Source organism: Streptomyces sp. NBC_00670 (assembly GCF_036226765.1).
In the GTDB taxonomy this organism is placed as follows: Bacteria; Actinomycetota; Actinomycetes; order Streptomycetales; family Streptomycetaceae; genus Streptomyces.
In genome coordinates this window covers 6,921,582-6,937,880 of sequence record NZ_CP109017.1, presented here as the reverse complement: position 1 = coordinate 6,937,880, position 16,299 = coordinate 6,921,582, and the positions used below count along the sequence as shown (strand labels likewise).

Below are 16,299 nucleotides of genomic sequence, written 5' to 3'. Positions count from 1 at the left end.
GAAAGGACATCCCCGTCATGGCGCGCCTGGCCGAGCTGCAGGACCTGTTCACCACCGGAGCCATCAACACCGGGCTGTGGAACAACGTCACCGCGGGCACGGCCAGTCTCGACACCACGAACTGCCTCGTCACTCTCGCGCAGCCGACGACGAGCGGGGCCACCAACGTGTTCGGGACAACGTCGGTGTGGGACGGCACCGGCTCGCAGCTCTACGCCCGGATCGGGACCGTCCCCAACGGCAACGGCGGCACCAGCACCGCGCTCCGCCTCCTCGTCGACGCCAACAACCACATCACCCTCCGGCTCCGCGCCGGCGTCTTCGAACTCGTGCGAACCGTGTCCGGCACCGCGACCGTCACCACGCTGCCCGCCTACGACCCGCACGCCCACCGCTGGTGGAGGCTGCGCGAGCAGGCCGGGTCCTGGTTCGCGGATGGCTCCGCGGACGGCCTGAACTGGGCACAGCTGGGCTCCATCACCTACAGCTGGTCGCCGACCGTGCTGCAAGTGCAGTTCCTCACGTCCGCCTCGACCGGCGAAGTGGCCGGGCTGGTGGCGACGATCGCCGCCGTCAACGTCCGGGGCGGCCGGTACAACCCGAACTGGCCTCAGATGGAGCACGGGTTCGCCGCCCGCTGGAACGCCAACGCCGGGACCTACCCGCTGGACCGGTTCGCGGACGTCAGCGAGCGGACCCGCGGGCAGTTCGGCACGGGCCGGGGCCGCCAGTACGAGACGGACCAGATGCAGGCCGGCGAGATGTCCGGCGCGCTCGCCAACACCGACGGCCTCTTCGACCCCCTCAACACGAGTTCGCCGTTCTACGGGCACGTCGAGCCCTTCCAGCCCTACCGGATGCGCGCGCAGTGGCCCCGCACCCGCAACCTCCTCACCCAGATCCAGGCCTCTGGCGGCGACGTCGGCGGCTTCGCCCTCGGCCAGATCCCGCAGGGCGCCGGCGGCGTCTCCACGTTCTCCAGCACCGACACCTCGGGCGGCAGCATCGTCGCCACCGCAACGGCGTGGCAGGGCGGCCGCGCCTTGCAGTACGCGGTGCCCTCGGGCACGCCGGCCGCGACAGGGACGACGACGCCCGGTCTGATCTGCTGGACGCCGCAGCCCGCCGCGAAAGCGGGTGGCACGTACACGATGCAGATGCGGGTCCGGAACCTCACCCCCTCTACCACGCTGTCCGTCGCCCCGTTCCTCTACAGCTCCAAGGCGGACACCAGCGGCACGCCCAACGTCGGCTCCACCGCGGTCCTGACGGGATCGGCCACCGCGGCCTGGACGACGCTGACGGTGACGGCCACCCTCAACGCCGACGCCGCCTACCTGGTCACCGGAGTCCGCGTGGCAGCGACCACCGCCGCGGCCTGCACCATCCAGGTCGACGGCTGGCAGCTCGAGACCGGCTCCACCGCCACGCCCTGGACCTGCCCCGGCACCTGGTACCCGTTCTTCGGCGGGTGGGTCGAGCGGTACCCGCCGGACTGGAGCAACGACGGCACCTACGGCCGCACCGGCATCACCGCCGTCGACACCTTCGCTCTGCTGTCCCAGGCCGACCTCGACGACCCCCTGACCGCGGAGATCAGCAACAACGGCACCGGCCCCCGCTTCCTCTTCAAGTTGGACGACGCCCAGGGCAGCACCAGCGCCGCCGACGCCACCGGCACATATCCGCCCGCGCAGACCGGCATCAGCAAGTACGGGGCTGGCAGCCTCGTCTTCGGGACCGAGGTCACCGCCACCGACCCGGTCAACGGCATCTTCACCGGCGCAGCCGGCCCGGTCATGACCCTCGACAACTCCAACCCCGGTGAGAACGTGACGACCGGCGGAGCCACATTCCTCCGCTTGAGCAGCAGCGGCATCGCCGGCCCCGCCAACCCGGCGCTGTGGACCCGGGCGATCGCCTTCCGGTACACGGGGCCGCAGCCGACGTACGCGACCTGCCTGTGGTCCTCGATGGACCAGCAGCGCGCAGCCGGCACCCCGTCCGGCTCGCACATCTACGTCTACCTCTGGAGCGACGGCAAACCGGTCCTGCACATGCTGGGACCCTCGGGCGGCACCCCCGTCAACGTCTACTTCGGCAGCCCGACGAACTGCGCTGACGGCAACTGGCACCTGCTCGTCTTCGGCTACAACGCAGCCACGGGGACCGTGCTGGTCTCGCAGGACGGCGCGTCCGGCCTGGTGAGCGGGGTGTCGAGCACCGTCACACCCACCGGAATCATCGGTGACCACGTGGGCGCGTTCGTCGACATCACCGTCGGCAACGGCACCACCTGGAACTTCAAGGGCGACATCTCCTTCATCGCCGAATGGCCCACCCTGCTCAGCAGCGCCCAGATGGGCCAGCTGTACTCGGCGTGGAAGGCCGCCTGCTCCGGCGAGTCAACCGACGCACGATACGCGCGCATCCTGCGCTACGCCGGGTACAGCGGCCCGACGAACATCCAGACCGGCCTGACGACCAGCATGGGGCCCGCCTCCAACATTGCCGGGCAGGACGCCGTGTCCGCCCTCAACGCCGTCGTGGAGACCGAAGCGGGGAACCACTTCGTCGGCAAGGACGGCCGCGTCACGTTCGTGAGCCGCTCGGCCCGCTACAACGCGATCACCCCCCAGATCGTTTTCGGGGAGCGGACCGATCTGGGCGAGTGGCCGTACGAGGACATCCGGCCCGACTACGACTCCACCCGCCTCGGCAACAAGGTCCAGGTCACCCAGGAGTCGACGGGCCAGGTCTTCTACGCCCAGGACAACGCGAGCATCCTCGACTTCTTCGGCCGGCCCCTGACCCGCACGATCAACTCGACCAGCGCACTGGAATGCCAGGACGGCGCCGGCTACTTCCTGTCCCGCTACCGGCGCCCCGCGCTGCGCATGTCCGCGATCAAGCTGCACGTGTCGGCGATCCCGGCGATGTGGCCCGCCCTGCTGACCCTCGAGCTGGGCGCCCGGGCGCGGGTGATGCGGCGCCCCAACGGAGCTCCGCCGATCCAGGCCGAGGTGTTCGTCGAGAAGATCGACTGGGAGCTCGACGACGAGAACGAGGCCTGGTGCACCCTTCAGTGCTCCCCGGCGGACACCACCCCGTACGGCATGTTCGCCGCCTGGCACACGACGCTCGGCTCCGCCGCGGCGTCGGGGACGAGCACGCTCACGGTCAACGCGTCGGCCGACAACGTCAACCCGCTCGCCGCGCAACTCCCGGTGGGGCAGCAGCTCACCCTCGATCCCGGGAGCAGCAGTGCGGAGACGGTCACGGTGTTGGCGGTGGGGGTGACCAGCAGCGGCTGGACCAGCGCCGCCCTCACCCTCGCCGCTCCCACCACGAAGAGCCATGCGTCGGGGGCGGTGGTCTGCGAGGTGCTGCCCGCCGGTGTGACGGATCCGACTACGTGGGACGCAGTCGCCCAGTTCGACAGCATCGCGTTCGCGTACTGAGAGGAGCAGTCTGGTGGCACGCACTGTCCCTGTGATCGCTACCGAGGCACCCGGGAACTACCTGACCGCAGCGCTGTGGATGGCGCAGACCGCCGCGATCGGGAACTGGGTCCTCGGCTCCGGCAGCAACGGCCCACCCCGCTTCCGCGGATACGCGTCCACCGCCCAGTCGATCAGCGACGCGACCTGGACCGCGCTGACGATCGACACCGAGGTCTACGACAGCGACGGCGGCCACTCCACCACTACCAACACCAGCCGCTACACCGTGCAGGTCGCAGGCACCTACCTGATCACCGGCACCGCCGCTTTCGCCGCCAACGCCACCGGCAACCGGGCCGTACGCCTGGCCGTCAACGGCACCGCGATCATCGGGTCCTTCGACAAGACCCTGCCAGCGACCGCGACCCACTCCAGCTCCCGGCTGTCGGTCGCCCAGGCCGTATGCGCCGTCGGCGACTACATCGAGGTCTACGGCTACCAGAACAGCGGGGCCGCGCTGAACACGTCCACCGGCACCGATGTCGCACCGTCGCTCTCCACCCAGTGGTTCGCGGGCTGACGTCCCCCCTTCCCCCCGTTGGAGCACGCATGGCTTCCGCCGCGAACAGTCCTGACCAGCACGACCTCGCCCAAGTCGCCTACGCCGCCTACGGGGCCAGCACCAGTCACAAGAACTTCCGAGGGGACCCCATGCCCGGCTGGGACGACCTCGGCGAAGCCATCCAGACGGCGTGGACCGCCGCGGCGCTCGCCGTCCAGGCCGACGTCGTCGCCGCCCTCGAACAGGCAGTGAAGGCGCGCCAGTCTGCGGAGAACGGAGACACCTGATGACAGAGCTATGGATGCCGGGCGCGGCCCGGCACGACATCGGCGACCACGCGCCCACGGACGGAGGACCGGCCAAGGCGATCGCGCACATCACGTGGGACCGTACGGCGAGCGCGGCGAAGCCCGCCGCGCTCGTGCCGTACGAGAACCTGCTCGGCTATTTCACGGGCAGTGGGCGCGGGGTGGCCCCGCATCTGCTGTGGGATCCGTTCACGGGCAGGGTCGCTCAGTTCGTGCCGGCGACGTCCAGGAGCAAGAGCCTCGCCGACGGGGCGGGCGGGACCCGTACGAACCGCGCGGGGTCGGTGGTGCTGCAGATCGAGGCGCTGTTCTTCCCGCACTGCACCGTCGGCAGTGTGGTGTATGCGCAGTTGGTCGACACCCCGTGCAAAGGCTGGTCGGAGATCCTGGCCTGGGTGCGCAGTTGGGGCGTGCCGGACCGGTGGCCCGCCGGCGACCCCGTGCACGCCGTGCGGGATGAGCGGACGTGGGAGAGCGAGGCGGGCTGGTACCCGCACAAGGGCGTGCCCGAGAACGACCACACCGATCCGCTGACCTGGCCCGCGTTCACCGGCGGCGCGCGGTACGAGCCGTATCCGGGTGCCGCCTTCTTCATGAGCCACGGCAAGCCCGCGATCGGCAAGGTCTCCGACCTGTTTACGCGGATGGGTGAGCGCCTGGTCGACGTCGGCTGCGGCCGGTACAGGGTCGGCCCGGGACCGAAGCTCAGCGTGGTCGACGTGGAGAGCTACGAGGCCTGGCAGCGCGAGTACAACGCGACGCACAAGAAGGGCTGGACGGGTGCCGCGCTGAAGTGGCCGCCCGGCCCGGAGACCTGGGATGCCCTGGAAGTGCCCGCGAGCTGACCCGCCGTCGTCGTACCGCGCACTGAGAGAAGAAGGGGAAATTCGGCATGCCTCTCACCGATGCTGAACTGTGGGCCGCGGCCCTCGGGTACGTCCTTCCGCCCGTCATGGCCGTCGCCATTCAGCCACGCTGGAGCGGCCCCTTGAAAGGGCTGTTCATGCTCCTGGTCGCCGTGGGCGACGGACTGGGCACCGCCTACTTCAACGACGACTTCCACGCGCGGCCGGTGGTCACGTGCATCCTGGTCGCGGCCATCGCGATCGGCGCGGCGTACCGCACGCTGTGGCGGCCGTCGGGGATCGCACCGCAGATCGAGGCGGCGACGTCCGCCGGCGGCCCGGCGCCCGCTCCTCCGCAGGCGCGCTGATGGCCGGCCGGATCTCGGCCCCAGGCGTGCGGGCGCGGGTGCGGGGCGGGGTGCGGGGGCTGTGGCGGCGGTTGTCGTGGCGAGGGCTGGCGCTGGCCACCTCGGGCGTCTCGTGGATCTGCTACGGCCTGTCCATCACCGTGCAGCCCCGGTATGGGACCGTCCGCGGGATCAGCATCCTGCTGGACCTGATGTGCATGACGGCGTGGGGCTGGCTCTGGATCATCGCCGGAGCCGTCGCCCTGGCCTATGCGCTCGTGCGCCCGGGCCGGGACCTGGTCGGCGTCGCCGCGGCGATGGCGCCGCCGCTGCTGTGGTCGGCAGCGTACGCGATCAGCGCCGCGTCGGGGCGGTCCGCGGTGGCGTGGGGGTCGATCGCGCCGTGGGCGTCCCACGCGGTGCTGATCGCGGCCGTGGCGCATCTGACGCGGCCGAGGCTGATCATCCCGGCGGTGGTGGCGCATGGAGCCGACTAGCTGGCTGGGGCTGCTGGCTGTCCTGGTGTCCACGTGCGGGTCGGCGTGGGGGGCGTGGATGGGTCGCACCCGCAGGACGGTGCAGGAGGTTCCGGAGGGCGCGGAGTTGCCGCCGGCGCCGGTCCAGCCGGAGGGCACCTGGGTGGTGTCGCCGGAGATGTACCGGTGGTTCCAGGAGCAGATGACGGAGCTGTACCAGCGGATGCGGACGATGGAGGACGACCTGCACGATGCCCGTACGCAGGGCGCCCGCACGACGCGGCTGCTGACGCTGGCGCTGGTGCACATCGGGCACCAGGACGAGCGGCTGCGTGCGGCGGGGATACCGCTGGTGCCGATGGATCCCGAGCTGATCGCCGCCCGCGACGCCCAGTAATCCCAAGGCGTCAATCGTCCTCTGCCACGAGTTTCGAAGGCGCCGGTGCGGGCTGGCGTCTTCGATTACCAGGCGTGAAATGGCTGTCGGTGCCGTACGCCATACTGCGGGTGCTCAAATCATCAGGAGCCGATGCTGCGAGCGCTCAACAGGGCCGGGCCCCTCCCACACACGTGGGAGGGGCCCGGTTTTGCCATTGCGGGACAGAGCCCGGGTCAGGGCTGCTGCTCGCCGAGCGCGGTGCGCAGCCAGTCCAGGGAGCCGGTGGCGAGGACCTCGTCCGCGAGTTGCTGCCCGGACTTCGTGGTGATGCGGCCTCGGCTGTTGTCGATCCACCGCTGGGCGTCCGTGTAGCCCTGCGATTTGTACTCGATGCCCTGGATCATGCACTCCAGCTTGTCGGCGTCGCGGGCACAGAGCGCCTCCGGCGACTGCTTGGCCTCGTACTCGGCGATCAGGTCCCGCACGGCGGACGCCACGCTGTCCGGCATCCCGGCGACCTGGTCGGCCGTGACCGCTTCCGGGTCGGCCTGGGGCGCGTACTTCCGGCCGAGGTAGTTCACGTCGCCGGTGCGGGTCTCGTGGGCGTCGTGCCACACGGCGAGGAACGCGGCCTGCGCGGGGTCCGCGCCCTCGAGCTTGGCGATGATCGTCGCGATCAGGGCGGTGCGCCAGGAGTGCTCCGCGACGGACTCGGGGTCCCGGACGCCGGCCATCCACCATCCGCTGCGCTTGGTCTGCTTCAGGGTCCCTGCCTCGTACAGGAACCGGGCCACGGGGGACAAGTCCTCTGCCACTGTGGACTCCCTTCACGCCTCTGCGAGGCGGATCGCGTAGCGGATGCCGTCTAGTTCCCGACGCGCGCGCGTCGACAACTGCCCGCTATCCAACATCATCGGGATCCGCTCGTTGAGGGCGCGGCCTGCTGCGCCGGAGCGCAGGAGGTGGGGGCGGATCGTGAGGAGGGCCCAGATGCTGTGGATGTTCAGCGTCAGGAAGCCGTGGTCGGGCCGGAGGCCGCGGGTGAGGTGGTTGAGGAGTTTCTCGCCGTGCCAGGCGCCCGGTGCGCGGGAGGCGATGAAGTCGTCGGACAACTCGACGTGTGGGGTCTCGCCGATCCAGTAGGCCCAGTAGGCCAGGTTGGCGGCTTCCCCGGGGTCGTCGTCGAGGAGGACGGAGTCGATGAAGTGCTCCATGCGGTCGGTGTCTCCCTGCCGGGCGGAGACGGCGGCGACGGAGCGGGAGTTCAGCCAGTCCGTGAGCCAGCCGTCGGGGCGCTCGAGGGATTGCTGGTGGGCGAGCCACTGCGGGGTGTCGTGGCTGTCGTCGTAGCCCGCCAGGTACAGGGCCTGGCGTCGCAGGAGGAACTGCCCCTCGCCGCGCGCCTGCTCGGCAGTGGCCCGCATCCGGTCGAAGAAGACCGTGCGGTCGCGGTCGCTGAGTTCGGGAGCGGTCGGCACGGGCCCGCGCCGGGGCCGTGCCGGGGCGGGCAGGGACCGCAGGGGCGTTGGGGCGACGCCGTTCAGCGGCCAGGTGAGGACCTCTACGAGGTCGCGCTGCATCACCCAGGAGCCCAGCGGGCTGCCCTCCGGCGGCGTCGCCTCATCGAGAGCGCCGGCGAGGAGCACGTCCGCCTCGAGGGCCCGCTCGAACGCGGTCAGGAGGGCGGGCGTCGTCCCGAGGGCGAGGAGTCGGTGGCGCAGCATCAGCATCTGCCCGACCGGTACGGCGGTCAGCGGGCGGCGTCCGGACTCCCAGCCAGCGATCGTGTCGGGCGAGACCTGCACCTGGCCTGCCGTCTCCTCCTGGGTGTAGCCCAGCTGCTCCCGTATGACGCGCAGGGCGTATCCGGAGATCACTCCGAGGCGGGGCCGGGGGGATCCCTGACCGGCGGTCAGGGTTGCGGGCTGGCGTGGCGGCATGGTGCGTCTCTCCTTGCGGGTGACGCCGGATAACCCGTACTGGCGGTCACTTCAGGGCGCGACCTGCGCTTTCTACGGTCGTACCCACCAGCGATCGAGCCTAGTAGGGAGGCCGTCACGGTGGGTGCTGAAAGCGAAACCTCACCCGTGGGTGGCAGGCAGGCAGCTCCGGGCGGACGCGGGGACGGCGAGCGCCGATTACCGGCCGCGCCGCCCGTCCCGTCCATCCCTGCTCGTACTGGAGGTTCCGATGCCGACTCCGTCCCATCTGCTCATCTCCTGGCTGTCCCGCTCCCATCCCAGGCCGTCCGAGGCGGCCCGTGAGATGCAGTGCACCGGTTTCGCGCTCCTGGCCATGGGAGTACGGATCTCCGCGATCCGAGTGCCCGGCGCCCTGGTCCACGCGGCCGCGCAGACCGAGGACCACGCCGAGGTCGCCGAGTACCTGCTCGACCACCTGGACGGCGCCGTCGCCCTCGACCCGCGTCACGCCGTCGGCCCCCTGTACTACGCGCTGATCCACGGGCACGCCGGCCTGACGTGGCAGCACGAGCGCCTCGCGGCGTGCCTCGGCGACGGCGTCTACCTCGGGCTGCCCGCCCCGCACCGCGTGGAGCCGCCGGGGCCGCACTGGATCGTGCCGCCCCGCTACGATGGCGACCTGTGCAAGCCGCGCGCCGTGGCGGAGCTCGTGCAGCTCGGCCACAGCCGCCTCGAGCCCGCGGAGGCCACCACCTCGACGGGCGGGGCGGGCTCATGAGGTACGACCCGACCACACCCGTCGCGGTCAGCATCACGGAGACGAACACCCTGCTCGAGCGGCTCGGGATCGGCGGGCTGCATCTGGACTTCAGCGCGCGGCCCCGGGCGATCCCCGAGGGATGGGGCTGGTTCCGCGCCGAGCCGCTGCCCGAGGAGCTCTGGCCGACCCGCTCCGAGCGGGCCTGCGTCGTGACGTTCTACCCGGACCCCGCATACCGGGGCGCCGACGTGGTGTCGCAGAGGCGGCACTGGGAGGATCGGCTGGGACAGTGCGCGCGCCAGCTGCGACGGCACGAGTACGTCGTCGAGCAATGGGGCACCCCCAGGACGCCGGAACACCACGTCGACGCCTCCCTGGTCGTCTACCGGCTTCCGCACGGCGTGCCCAGCGGGTTGCGCCCCGCGGCGGAGCTCCGCCGCGCCAGCCCCCCGCGCCTCCGCCGGCAGCCCGGGGAGCGGCGCCCGGACCCGTTGCGGCGCATGCAGGATGCGCTCCGTTCCTCGCAGCCGCAGCTGTGGGACCACGGGATGCAGCGGGCGACTGGCGCCGGGATGTGCGTGATCCAGACGCTGCCGGAGGAGCTGTGGCCGCCCGGGTCCGTGGAGGCCGGCCTGGTGAAGTGGTTCCCGGATGCGCGTTTCCGGCGGCTCGAGGACCGGCCGGTGGCGCCGGTGGGAGCCGAGGCGCACTGGACAGCGGGCGTACGGCTGGCCGTGGGGGCGCTGCAGGAGGCCGGGTTCCGGCTGCGCAGGCGTCGGCGCCCCTGGGACCCGGGCCGCGACTGGAGTGCCGACCACGTCGTCTACCGGATCGCCGAGGACACCCACCCAGGAGAGCCCGGCCAGACCCAAACGGTCGTCAGCACAAGGCAGCGGCCCGCCCGGTGAGGCGGCCGCAGGAGCTGCCGGTAGTCCGGCGGGCGCCAGCGGCGCAGGTGTGGCTCAGCCATCGCCAGTGGTGTCCGCGATGCCGGGTGGACGACGTCTGCGGGACCGGCTACCGGATCCAGCGCGGAGCCCTGGCCGAACAGCGCGCCTCGATGGAATCCGCGCGGCCTGCCTGAGCGGTAGGGGGCGGGCGCCATGTGCGGGCCCGCTCAGCGCGAGGGGCGGTCGTCGCGGCGGGCCTGGCGCATATCCAGCTCGGAGGACACCTCGACGAGAGCTGCCAGCGAGACTTCGAGGCCGTCTGCGATCAGCAGCAGCATGGACAGGGTGGGGTCGCGCAGGGCCGTCTCGTAGCGGTGGACGGTCCGGCGGTCCAGGCCGATGGCGTGGGCCAGCTGCTCCTGTGTCAGTTTCCGGTGCCGGCGCGCGGTGCGGATGCGTTCTCCGATGGCGCGGCGCCGGAGAACGCTCCAGTCGGGCTCTTGCTCGGGCACCCCACCAACGTCGTGGGGAAAAGATCTTGTGTCAGTGCCCAGCTGGGCACTTTTCAGCCGCCTTGCGAGCTGCTTGAATGCTGGGACTTCCCGCCAGGAACGTCCCGAATGGGCTGAATGCTTGCCGCCCTGGGGCCCTTGGGTGGCGGGAGCGGTCTCTGCCTCCATGCTCCGCAAGCGGGAGTCATGAGGCCGCTGCTGGGCCCGGCAGCGCGCGCCGGGCCCAGCAAGATCCCCTCCTGCACGACGTCCCGGCGAGGTGTTCCGGCCATGATCCGTATGGACGCTCACGGAAGGCCGCCGGGTGAGTTGGGTGAGCAGGTTTTGGCTGCTCACTCGGGTTACGAATCCCGGTCGTGCCCGGCGTGCTCCCACGGGAACACGGCTGGGCGGCGAGAAGAGCTGAAACGGGCCGAGGCGGGCCGAGACGGGGAACTCCGCCCCAGGTCACCGGAAAACGCCTGGTCACCGGGTTGCTCGAGTGAGACGTCCTTCGTCTCCCGCATCCGCAGGTACACCACCAACGACACCGCCGCACACCCCGTCACATACCAGTAGAACCCCGACTCCGCCCCCGCGTTCTTGAACCACAGCGCCACATACTGCGCCGTCCCCCCGAACAACGCGTTGCCGATGGCGTACGGCAACGCCACCCCCAGCGCCCGTACATGCGTCGGAAACAGCTCCGTCTTCACCACCGCGCTGATCGACGTGTACCCGGTGATCACCACCAGCCCCGCCACCATCAGCACCAACGCCCCACCGAACGAACTCACATGCCCCAGCGCGGTCATCAACGGCACCGTCCCCAGCACCGCCCCCACTCCGAACGTGATCAGCAACGGCCGCCGTCCGACCCGGTCGGACAAGGCGCCCGCCAATGGCTGCAGCACCATGAAGACGATCAGCGCGCAGAAGCTCACCAGCGCCGCCGTGTCCTTGCTCAGTCCGGCCGTGTTCGACAGGTACTTCGTGAGATACGTCGAGTACGTGTAGTCGCACAACGTGCCACCCATGCTGAACCCGATGACGAGCGCGAACTCCCGCTTGTAGGCGAGCAGCGCCCGCAACGTCCCCCGCCGGGCACGCTCACCGGCGCCCTCGCCGTCCCCCTCCGCCGCGGACAGCTCGTCGTACGCCTCGGTCTCCATCAGGTTGCGCCGCAGATAGAAGATGCCCGCCGCGCCGGCCGCGCCGACGACGAAGGGGACGCGCCATCCCCACGACGTGAGCGTCGCGTCCGACATGCTGTGCTGCAGGCTGATCTGCATACCGAGCCCGACGAGCTGGCCGACCTTCATCGACACCATCTGCCAGCTCGCGAAGAACCCGCGCCGCCCCGGCGTGGACGCCTCGCTGAGGTACGCCGCGCTGGCCGCGTACTCACCGCCGACGGACAGCCCCTGCAACAGCCGCGCCACCAGCAGCACGGCGACGCTGACGTAGCCGACCTGGTCGTAGGTGGGCGCGAAGGCGATGAGGATGGCGCTGAGCGACATCAGCGTGACGGTGGTGGTGAGTGCCGCCTTGCGGCCCTTGCGGTCGCCGACGCGGCCGAGCAGCCACCCGCCGACCGGCCGCATGAAGAAGCCGACGGCGAAGATCCCGGCGGTGTTCAGCAGTTGCGCGGTGGCGTTGCCGTCGGGGAAGAACGCGGAGGCGAAGTAGACGGAGAAGGTGGAGTAGACGAACCAGTCGTACCACTCGATCATGTTGCCGACCGAACCGCCGATCAGCGCCTTGAGGGGGCTGCGCGCGGTGGTCGGTGCGCCTGTCGTGGCCACGGACCTCTCCTTGGGGTCTGGGGAACGGATGCTGTGGATGCGGCCGTGGCGTCCGGCCGCGGATCCGGCCCGCCGAGCGGCGACGGGCGGATGCAGCGTGGCCGGTTCCGTGCGGTGCCGTGGAGGGCGCGCGGCCCAGAACTAACCGTCCCTTAACACAACCGGCGCCCCGCCCCCCGACGACGCGTCGTCGCTGGTGACCGCCGTGTGAGATCCCTTGGACCGCGCACAGCGGGCGGGTCTACAGTCGGCCCCGCCCCCTGCCCCCGCCCCACGGAAGGCCCCGACCGTGCAGATACTTCTGGCCGAGGACGACGACGGCGTCGCCGCCGCGCTCGTCGAGGTGCTGTACGACCACGGCCACGTCACCCGCCGGGTGCGGCACGGCCGGGACGTGCTGACCTACCACCGCAGCGCCGACGTCCTCCTGCTGGACCTGGGCCTGCCCGACGTGGACGGTCTGGAGGTGCTGCGTGCGCTGCGCGCGGTGAGCGATCTGTGCGTGGTGGTGCTGACCGCGCGGGGCGACGAGCGGTCGGTGGTGCGCGGGCTGCGTCTGGGCGCCGACGACTACCTGGTCAAGCCGGTGCGGCTGGCGGAGCTGCTGGCCCGTATCGACGCGGTCACCCGGCGGGCGGCGGCACGCGGTGAGCGGGACCGGGCCGCGCGCACGGTCGCGGTCGGGGACGTCGAGGTCGACCTCGCGGCCCGCCGGGTGACGGTGGCCGGGGCGGAGGTGGAGCTGACCACGAAGGAGTTCGACGTCCTGGCGGTGCTGGCGGCGCGGGCGGGCACCGCGGTCAGCCGTCAGCTGCTGCTCGACGAGGTGTGGGGCGACGCCTTCCACGCCGTGTCCCGTTCGCTGGACGTCCACCTCACCCAGCTCCGGGCCAAGCTGCGCCGCCCGGGCCTGCTCACCACCATCCGCGGCTTCGGCTACCGCTTCGGGGAGTGAGGGACCGCCGTGCGCACCCGGGTCCAGGCCGCGCTGCTGGCGTTCGCCGTGCTCGCGGTGGCCGCGTTCGCGATCCCGCTGCTGACGTTCACCGCCTCCGAGCGCACCCAGCAGCTGGTGCTGGCCCGCACGGCCGATCTGGACCGCTTCGCCTCCCTCATGGACCAGGCGGCGACGACCGGGGAGACCTCGCAGGTGGTCACCGAGGCCCGGCGGTACACACAGCTGTACGGCGAACCGCTGGTCGTCGTCGACACCCGGCGCCGTCCCGTGGTGCAGACCGGCGGCATGCGGGCGGCCGACCCCCGGGTGGCCCGCCTCGTCGACGCGGCGCTGCGGAACCGTACCGCGCACCCCGGCGGCGTGCTGCGCCCCTGGTCGCACGGGCCGGTGATGTTCGCCGAGCCCGCCGGTACGGGCACGCAGGTGTCGGGCGCGGTGGTGCTGCGGGCCTCGGTGGGGGCGGCGGCGCGGGACATCGCGCGGCGCTGGGCGGTCGTGGGGGCCGGTACGGCGCTGGTCGCCGTGGCCTGCACGGTGCTGGCGCGGGCGGCGACCCGCTGGGTGGTCAGCCCGCTGCGCCGGCTGGACCGGGCGGTGGGCCGGCTGGCGGCGGGGCTGCCACCGCAGTACGCGCGGGCCGGCGGGCCGCCGGAACTGCGGCAGCTGGCCACCGGGTTCAACCGGATGGCGAGCGCGGTCACGGCGGCCCTGGAGCAGCAGCGCCGGCTGCTCGCCGACACCTCCCACCAGATGCGCAACCCGATGGCGGCGCTGCGACTGCGGGTGGACGCGCTGCACCTCCATCTGCCGGGCTCCGCCGAGCGCACGTACGCCGGTGTCACCACCGAACTGGACCGGCTGGAGACCCTGTTGGACGATCTGCTGGCGCTGGCCGCCGCCGAGCAGCGGGCCGGGGAGCTGGCGGTGGCCGACGAGGAGGAGGCCGCGCACTGCGACGCGGCGGACGTGGCGCTGACGCAGGCGCGGCTGTGGGAGCCGGTGGCCCGCCGCGCGGGGGTGCGGCTGCTCGCGCACGCCGACCCGCCGGTGCCGGCCGCGTGCGGCGACCGCGAGTTCGCCCAGATCGCCGACATCCTGCTGGACAACGCGCTGAAGTACGCGGGCCCGGACGCCACCGTCACCGTGGAGTGCGGGCGGGGGGAGGACGGGAGCGCCGTCCTGAGGGTGACGGACGACGGCCCCGGCCTCGACCCGGCCGAACTCGGCCGCGCCACCGAGCGGTTCTGGCGCTCCGGCCGCCATCCCGGCACGACCGGCACGGGCCTGGGCCTGGCCATCGCCGAGCAGCTCCTGTCCGGCCGCGGCGGCCGGCTGCACCTGACGTCGGCCGTCCCGCACGGCCTGCGGGCCACGGCGGTCGTCCCGGCCGGGCAGCCGGACGGCGGTCCGGGCGCGGGAGGCACCGCATGACCGAGAGCCTGCCCTTCCGCCGTCGTGCCGCCCTGCGCGGCGGGCTCGGTGTGCTCGGGACCCTCGCGCTGGGCGCGGCGCTCGGCGGGGACGCTTCCGCGCGGGACCCGGGCCCCACGGGCGTGCTCCGGCTGGCGACCGGGGAGTCCGAGGGGGTGCACGCCGCGTTCGGGCGGCTGCTCGCCGAGTTGATCGACTCGACCCTGCCGCGGCTGCGCTGCGAGGTGCTCACCACCGCCGCGAGCGTCGACAACATCGAGCGGCTGCGGGCGGGGAGCGCCGACCTCGCGCTGGTGCTCACCGACACCGCGCGCACCGCCGCCGAGGGCGGGGCACCGTTCGGCCGCCGGGTGCCGCTGCGGGCGATCGGCCGGGTCTACGAGACGTATCTGCAGTTCGCCGTGGTGGCGGACGCGGCCGTGCGGGACGTGTCCGGTCTCGCCGGGCACACCGTGTGGCTGGGCGCCACCGGCTCGGGCGGGGCGCTGCTCGGCGAACGGGTGCTGCGGGCGGCGGGGCTCAAGCCCGGCCGGGACGTGGCGGTGCGGCATCTGCCGATGACGGCCGTCGCCGGGGCCGTGCGCGGCGGGACCGTCGACGCCCTGCTGGTCGCGGGCGGCGCCCCCATCCCCGTACTGGCCGGCCTGGCCGCCCGGCCCGGGCTGCGGTTCCTGCCGCTGGCGGGGTTGCTGCCCCGGCTGGGCGGATCGCGGGGGCTGGCGGCTTCGGGGCTCGACCAGGTGGCGCTGCCGCAGGGGGCGTACCGGGGCGCGGGCGGCACCGCGACCATCGGCGTGTCCAATCTGCTGGTGTGCCGCCCGGGTCTGCCGCGCGCCGTCGCGGACGCGCTCACCCGGCTGCTGGTCCGGCACGCCGGGGCGCTGGTGCCGACGCACGTGGTCGGCACCCAGTTCCTCGACGTCCGCAGTCTGATCGGCACCGGGAGCATCCCGCTGCACCCGGGCAGCGTGGACGCCTACCGGTCGCTGCACGGCTGAGCACGGTCCCCGACCGCGACACGGAGCACCGTCCAACCACCGTCCAACCACCACCCCCACCTGCCACTTCACACTTTCTGCACCCTCTCGCCACTTTCCCGTCATGCGGCGTGTAGGCTCCATCCGCTTCATCCGCACCGTTGAGGGGGGATTCCTCATGCGCAAGCGTCATGCCATCGTCGTGGCCGCCACCGCCGGCAGCCTCGCCGCCGTCATAGCCGCCCCGGCCCAGGCCGCCGAGTACTCGTCGGCGCTGAAGATCCGCGGCGTCCAGTACGACGCGCCGGGCCGGGACTCCAACAGCTGCACGTCGGGCAATACCAAGCAGGAGTACCTGACGATCAAGAACTACTCGAAGACCGCGACGGTCAACCTGAAGAACTACGTCGTGAAGGACGCGGCCGGCAACCGGTTCAAGTTCACCGCGAACCACTACCTCCAGCCCGGCGACTACGTGAAGCTGCGCGGCGGCAACGGCAACGACTCCGACGCGGGCAACGTCGTCTACCGCGACAACTGCAACTTCGTCTGGAACAACGACAAGGACACGATCTACCTGTACAAGCCGTCGGGCCCCCGCTCGGACGTGCACGCGTACAGCAAGTCCGCCAACGACCGCGACGGCAACGGGTACATCACCTTCCACGGCTGAGCCGCCGCACCACCGGCGCCCCCGCCCGCACG

The 16,299-nt window shown here is 72.0% G+C and carries 17 protein-coding genes; 13 read left to right on the top strand and 4 right to left on the bottom strand.

The window, feature by feature from the left end:
• The first annotated feature begins 17 nt into the window (after positions 1–17).
• The 7 genes from OIE12_RS30395 to OIE12_RS30365 are packed head-to-tail and all read left to right on the top strand — an operon-like array spanning position 18 to position 6,378.
• On the top strand, positions 18–3,461 hold the full coding sequence (locus OIE12_RS30395; RefSeq protein WP_329140870.1) for a hypothetical protein: 3,444 nt from the start codon (positions 18–20) through the stop codon (positions 3,459–3,461).
• 13 nt (positions 3,462–3,474) lie between these two features.
• Positions 3,475–4,023 (top strand): hypothetical protein, encoded by a 549-nt coding sequence (locus OIE12_RS30390; RefSeq protein ID WP_329140868.1) that lies wholly within the window; start codon positions 3,475–3,477, stop codon positions 4,021–4,023.
• A 29-nt stretch (positions 4,024–4,052) separates the two neighbouring features.
• The gene (locus tag OIE12_RS30385) at positions 4,053–4,292 is read left to right on the top strand and encodes a hypothetical protein (protein ID WP_329140867.1); all 240 of its coding nucleotides are present in this window, start codon (positions 4,053–4,055) and stop codon (positions 4,290–4,292) included.
• Entirely contained in the window at positions 4,292–5,158 is an 867-nt protein-coding gene (locus OIE12_RS30380) for a peptidoglycan-binding protein (RefSeq protein ID WP_329140865.1), read from the top strand. Before OIE12_RS30385 ends, OIE12_RS30380 begins: the two co-directional genes overlap by 1 nt.
• Positions 5,159–5,205: 47 nt before the next feature.
• The gene (locus OIE12_RS30375; protein ID WP_329140861.1) at positions 5,206–5,526 is read left to right on the top strand and encodes a hypothetical protein; all 321 of its coding nucleotides are present in this window, start codon (positions 5,206–5,208) and stop codon (positions 5,524–5,526) included.
• Positions 5,526–6,002, top strand: coding sequence for a hypothetical protein (locus OIE12_RS30370; RefSeq protein WP_329140859.1), 477 nt, complete (start codon positions 5,526–5,528; stop codon positions 6,000–6,002). The genes OIE12_RS30375 and OIE12_RS30370 overlap by 1 nt, the downstream gene beginning before the upstream one ends.
• Positions 5,989–6,378, top strand: a complete 390-nt coding sequence (locus OIE12_RS30365) for a hypothetical protein (RefSeq protein ID WP_329140857.1) — start codon at positions 5,989–5,991, stop codon at positions 6,376–6,378. Before OIE12_RS30370 ends, OIE12_RS30365 begins: the two co-directional genes overlap by 14 nt.
• Before the next feature lie 215 nt (positions 6,379–6,593).
• Here the strand turns inward: OIE12_RS30365 and OIE12_RS30360 are convergent, their stop codons facing one another.
• Together OIE12_RS30360 and OIE12_RS30355 are read right to left on the bottom strand one after the other, a co-directional pair.
• Positions 6,594–7,175 (bottom strand): HD domain-containing protein, encoded by a 582-nt coding sequence (locus tag OIE12_RS30360; protein WP_329140855.1) that lies wholly within the window; start codon positions 7,173–7,175, stop codon positions 6,594–6,596.
• 12 nt (positions 7,176–7,187) lie between these two features.
• Positions 7,188–8,300 (bottom strand): helix-turn-helix domain-containing protein, encoded by a 1,113-nt coding sequence (locus OIE12_RS30355; RefSeq protein WP_329140853.1) that lies wholly within the window; start codon positions 8,298–8,300, stop codon positions 7,188–7,190.
• Between the two features lie 250 nt (positions 8,301–8,550).
• Here OIE12_RS30355 and OIE12_RS30350 point away from each other — a divergent pair, with 250 nt between their 5' ends.
• Positions 8,551–9,060 (top strand): hypothetical protein, encoded by a 510-nt coding sequence (locus OIE12_RS30350; RefSeq protein ID WP_329140851.1) that lies wholly within the window; start codon positions 8,551–8,553, stop codon positions 9,058–9,060.
• On the top strand, positions 9,057–9,950 hold the full coding sequence (locus tag OIE12_RS30345; protein WP_329140849.1) for a hypothetical protein: 894 nt from the start codon (positions 9,057–9,059) through the stop codon (positions 9,948–9,950). The genes OIE12_RS30350 and OIE12_RS30345 overlap by 4 nt, the downstream gene beginning before the upstream one ends.
• A gap of 209 nt (positions 9,951–10,159) precedes the next feature.
• Here the strand turns inward: OIE12_RS30345 and OIE12_RS30340 are convergent, their stop codons facing one another.
• Together OIE12_RS30340 and OIE12_RS30335 are read right to left on the bottom strand one after the other, a co-directional pair.
• Complete coding sequence (locus OIE12_RS30340; protein ID WP_329140847.1) at positions 10,160–10,444, bottom strand: helix-turn-helix domain-containing protein; 285 nt, start codon at positions 10,442–10,444, stop codon at positions 10,160–10,162.
• A 341-nt stretch (positions 10,445–10,785) separates the two neighbouring features.
• On the bottom strand, positions 10,786–12,156 hold the full coding sequence (locus tag OIE12_RS30335) for an MFS transporter (protein WP_329142323.1): 1,371 nt from the start codon (positions 12,154–12,156) through the stop codon (positions 10,786–10,788).
• Between the two features lie 361 nt (positions 12,157–12,517).
• Here OIE12_RS30335 and OIE12_RS30330 point away from each other — a divergent pair, with 361 nt between their 5' ends.
• The 4 genes from OIE12_RS30330 to OIE12_RS30315 all read left to right on the top strand — a co-directional run bounded on the left by OIE12_RS30330 (position 12,518) and on the right by OIE12_RS30315 (position 16,267).
• Complete coding sequence (locus OIE12_RS30330) at positions 12,518–13,183, top strand: response regulator transcription factor (protein WP_329140845.1); 666 nt, start codon at positions 12,518–12,520, stop codon at positions 13,181–13,183.
• A gap of 9 nt (positions 13,184–13,192) precedes the next feature.
• Positions 13,193–14,617, top strand: coding sequence for a sensor histidine kinase (locus tag OIE12_RS30325; protein WP_329140844.1), 1,425 nt, complete (start codon positions 13,193–13,195; stop codon positions 14,615–14,617).
• Complete coding sequence (locus OIE12_RS30320) at positions 14,614–15,615, top strand: TAXI family TRAP transporter solute-binding subunit (protein ID WP_329140842.1); 1,002 nt, start codon at positions 14,614–14,616, stop codon at positions 15,613–15,615. The genes OIE12_RS30325 and OIE12_RS30320 overlap by 4 nt, the downstream gene beginning before the upstream one ends.
• A gap of 157 nt (positions 15,616–15,772) precedes the next feature.
• A complete protein-coding gene (locus OIE12_RS30315) occupies positions 15,773–16,267 on the top strand; it encodes a lamin tail domain-containing protein (protein WP_329140839.1) in 495 nt (164 codons plus the stop codon).
• The last annotated feature ends 32 nt before the right edge of the window (positions 16,268–16,299 follow it).

Coding starts and splice junctions, on each gene's coding strand:
- OIE12_RS30395 (WP_329140870.1), top strand. CDS start 18: ATGGCGCGCCTGGCCGAGCTGCAGGACCTGTTCACCACCGGAGCCATC.
- OIE12_RS30355 (WP_329140853.1), bottom strand. CDS start 8,300: ATGCCGCCACGCCAGCCCGCAACCCTGACCGCCGGTCAGGGATCCCCC.
- OIE12_RS30375 (WP_329140861.1), top strand. CDS start 5,206: ATGCCTCTCACCGATGCTGAACTGTGGGCCGCGGCCCTCGGGTACGTC.
- OIE12_RS30335 (WP_329142323.1), bottom strand. CDS start 12,156: ATGATCGAGTGGTACGACTGGTTCGTCTACTCCACCTTCTCCGTCTAC.
- OIE12_RS30350 (WP_329140851.1), top strand. CDS start 8,551: ATGCCGACTCCGTCCCATCTGCTCATCTCCTGGCTGTCCCGCTCCCAT.
- OIE12_RS30320 (WP_329140842.1), top strand. CDS start 14,614: ATGACCGAGAGCCTGCCCTTCCGCCGTCGTGCCGCCCTGCGCGGCGGG.
- OIE12_RS30365 (WP_329140857.1), top strand. CDS start 5,989: ATGGAGCCGACTAGCTGGCTGGGGCTGCTGGCTGTCCTGGTGTCCACG.
- OIE12_RS30380 (WP_329140865.1), top strand. CDS start 4,292: ATGACAGAGCTATGGATGCCGGGCGCGGCCCGGCACGACATCGGCGAC.
- OIE12_RS30345 (WP_329140849.1), top strand. CDS start 9,057: ATGAGGTACGACCCGACCACACCCGTCGCGGTCAGCATCACGGAGACG.
- OIE12_RS30385 (WP_329140867.1), top strand. CDS start 4,053: ATGGCTTCCGCCGCGAACAGTCCTGACCAGCACGACCTCGCCCAAGTC.
- OIE12_RS30370 (WP_329140859.1), top strand. CDS start 5,526: ATGGCCGGCCGGATCTCGGCCCCAGGCGTGCGGGCGCGGGTGCGGGGC.
- OIE12_RS30315 (WP_329140839.1), top strand. CDS start 15,773: ATGCGCAAGCGTCATGCCATCGTCGTGGCCGCCACCGCCGGCAGCCTC.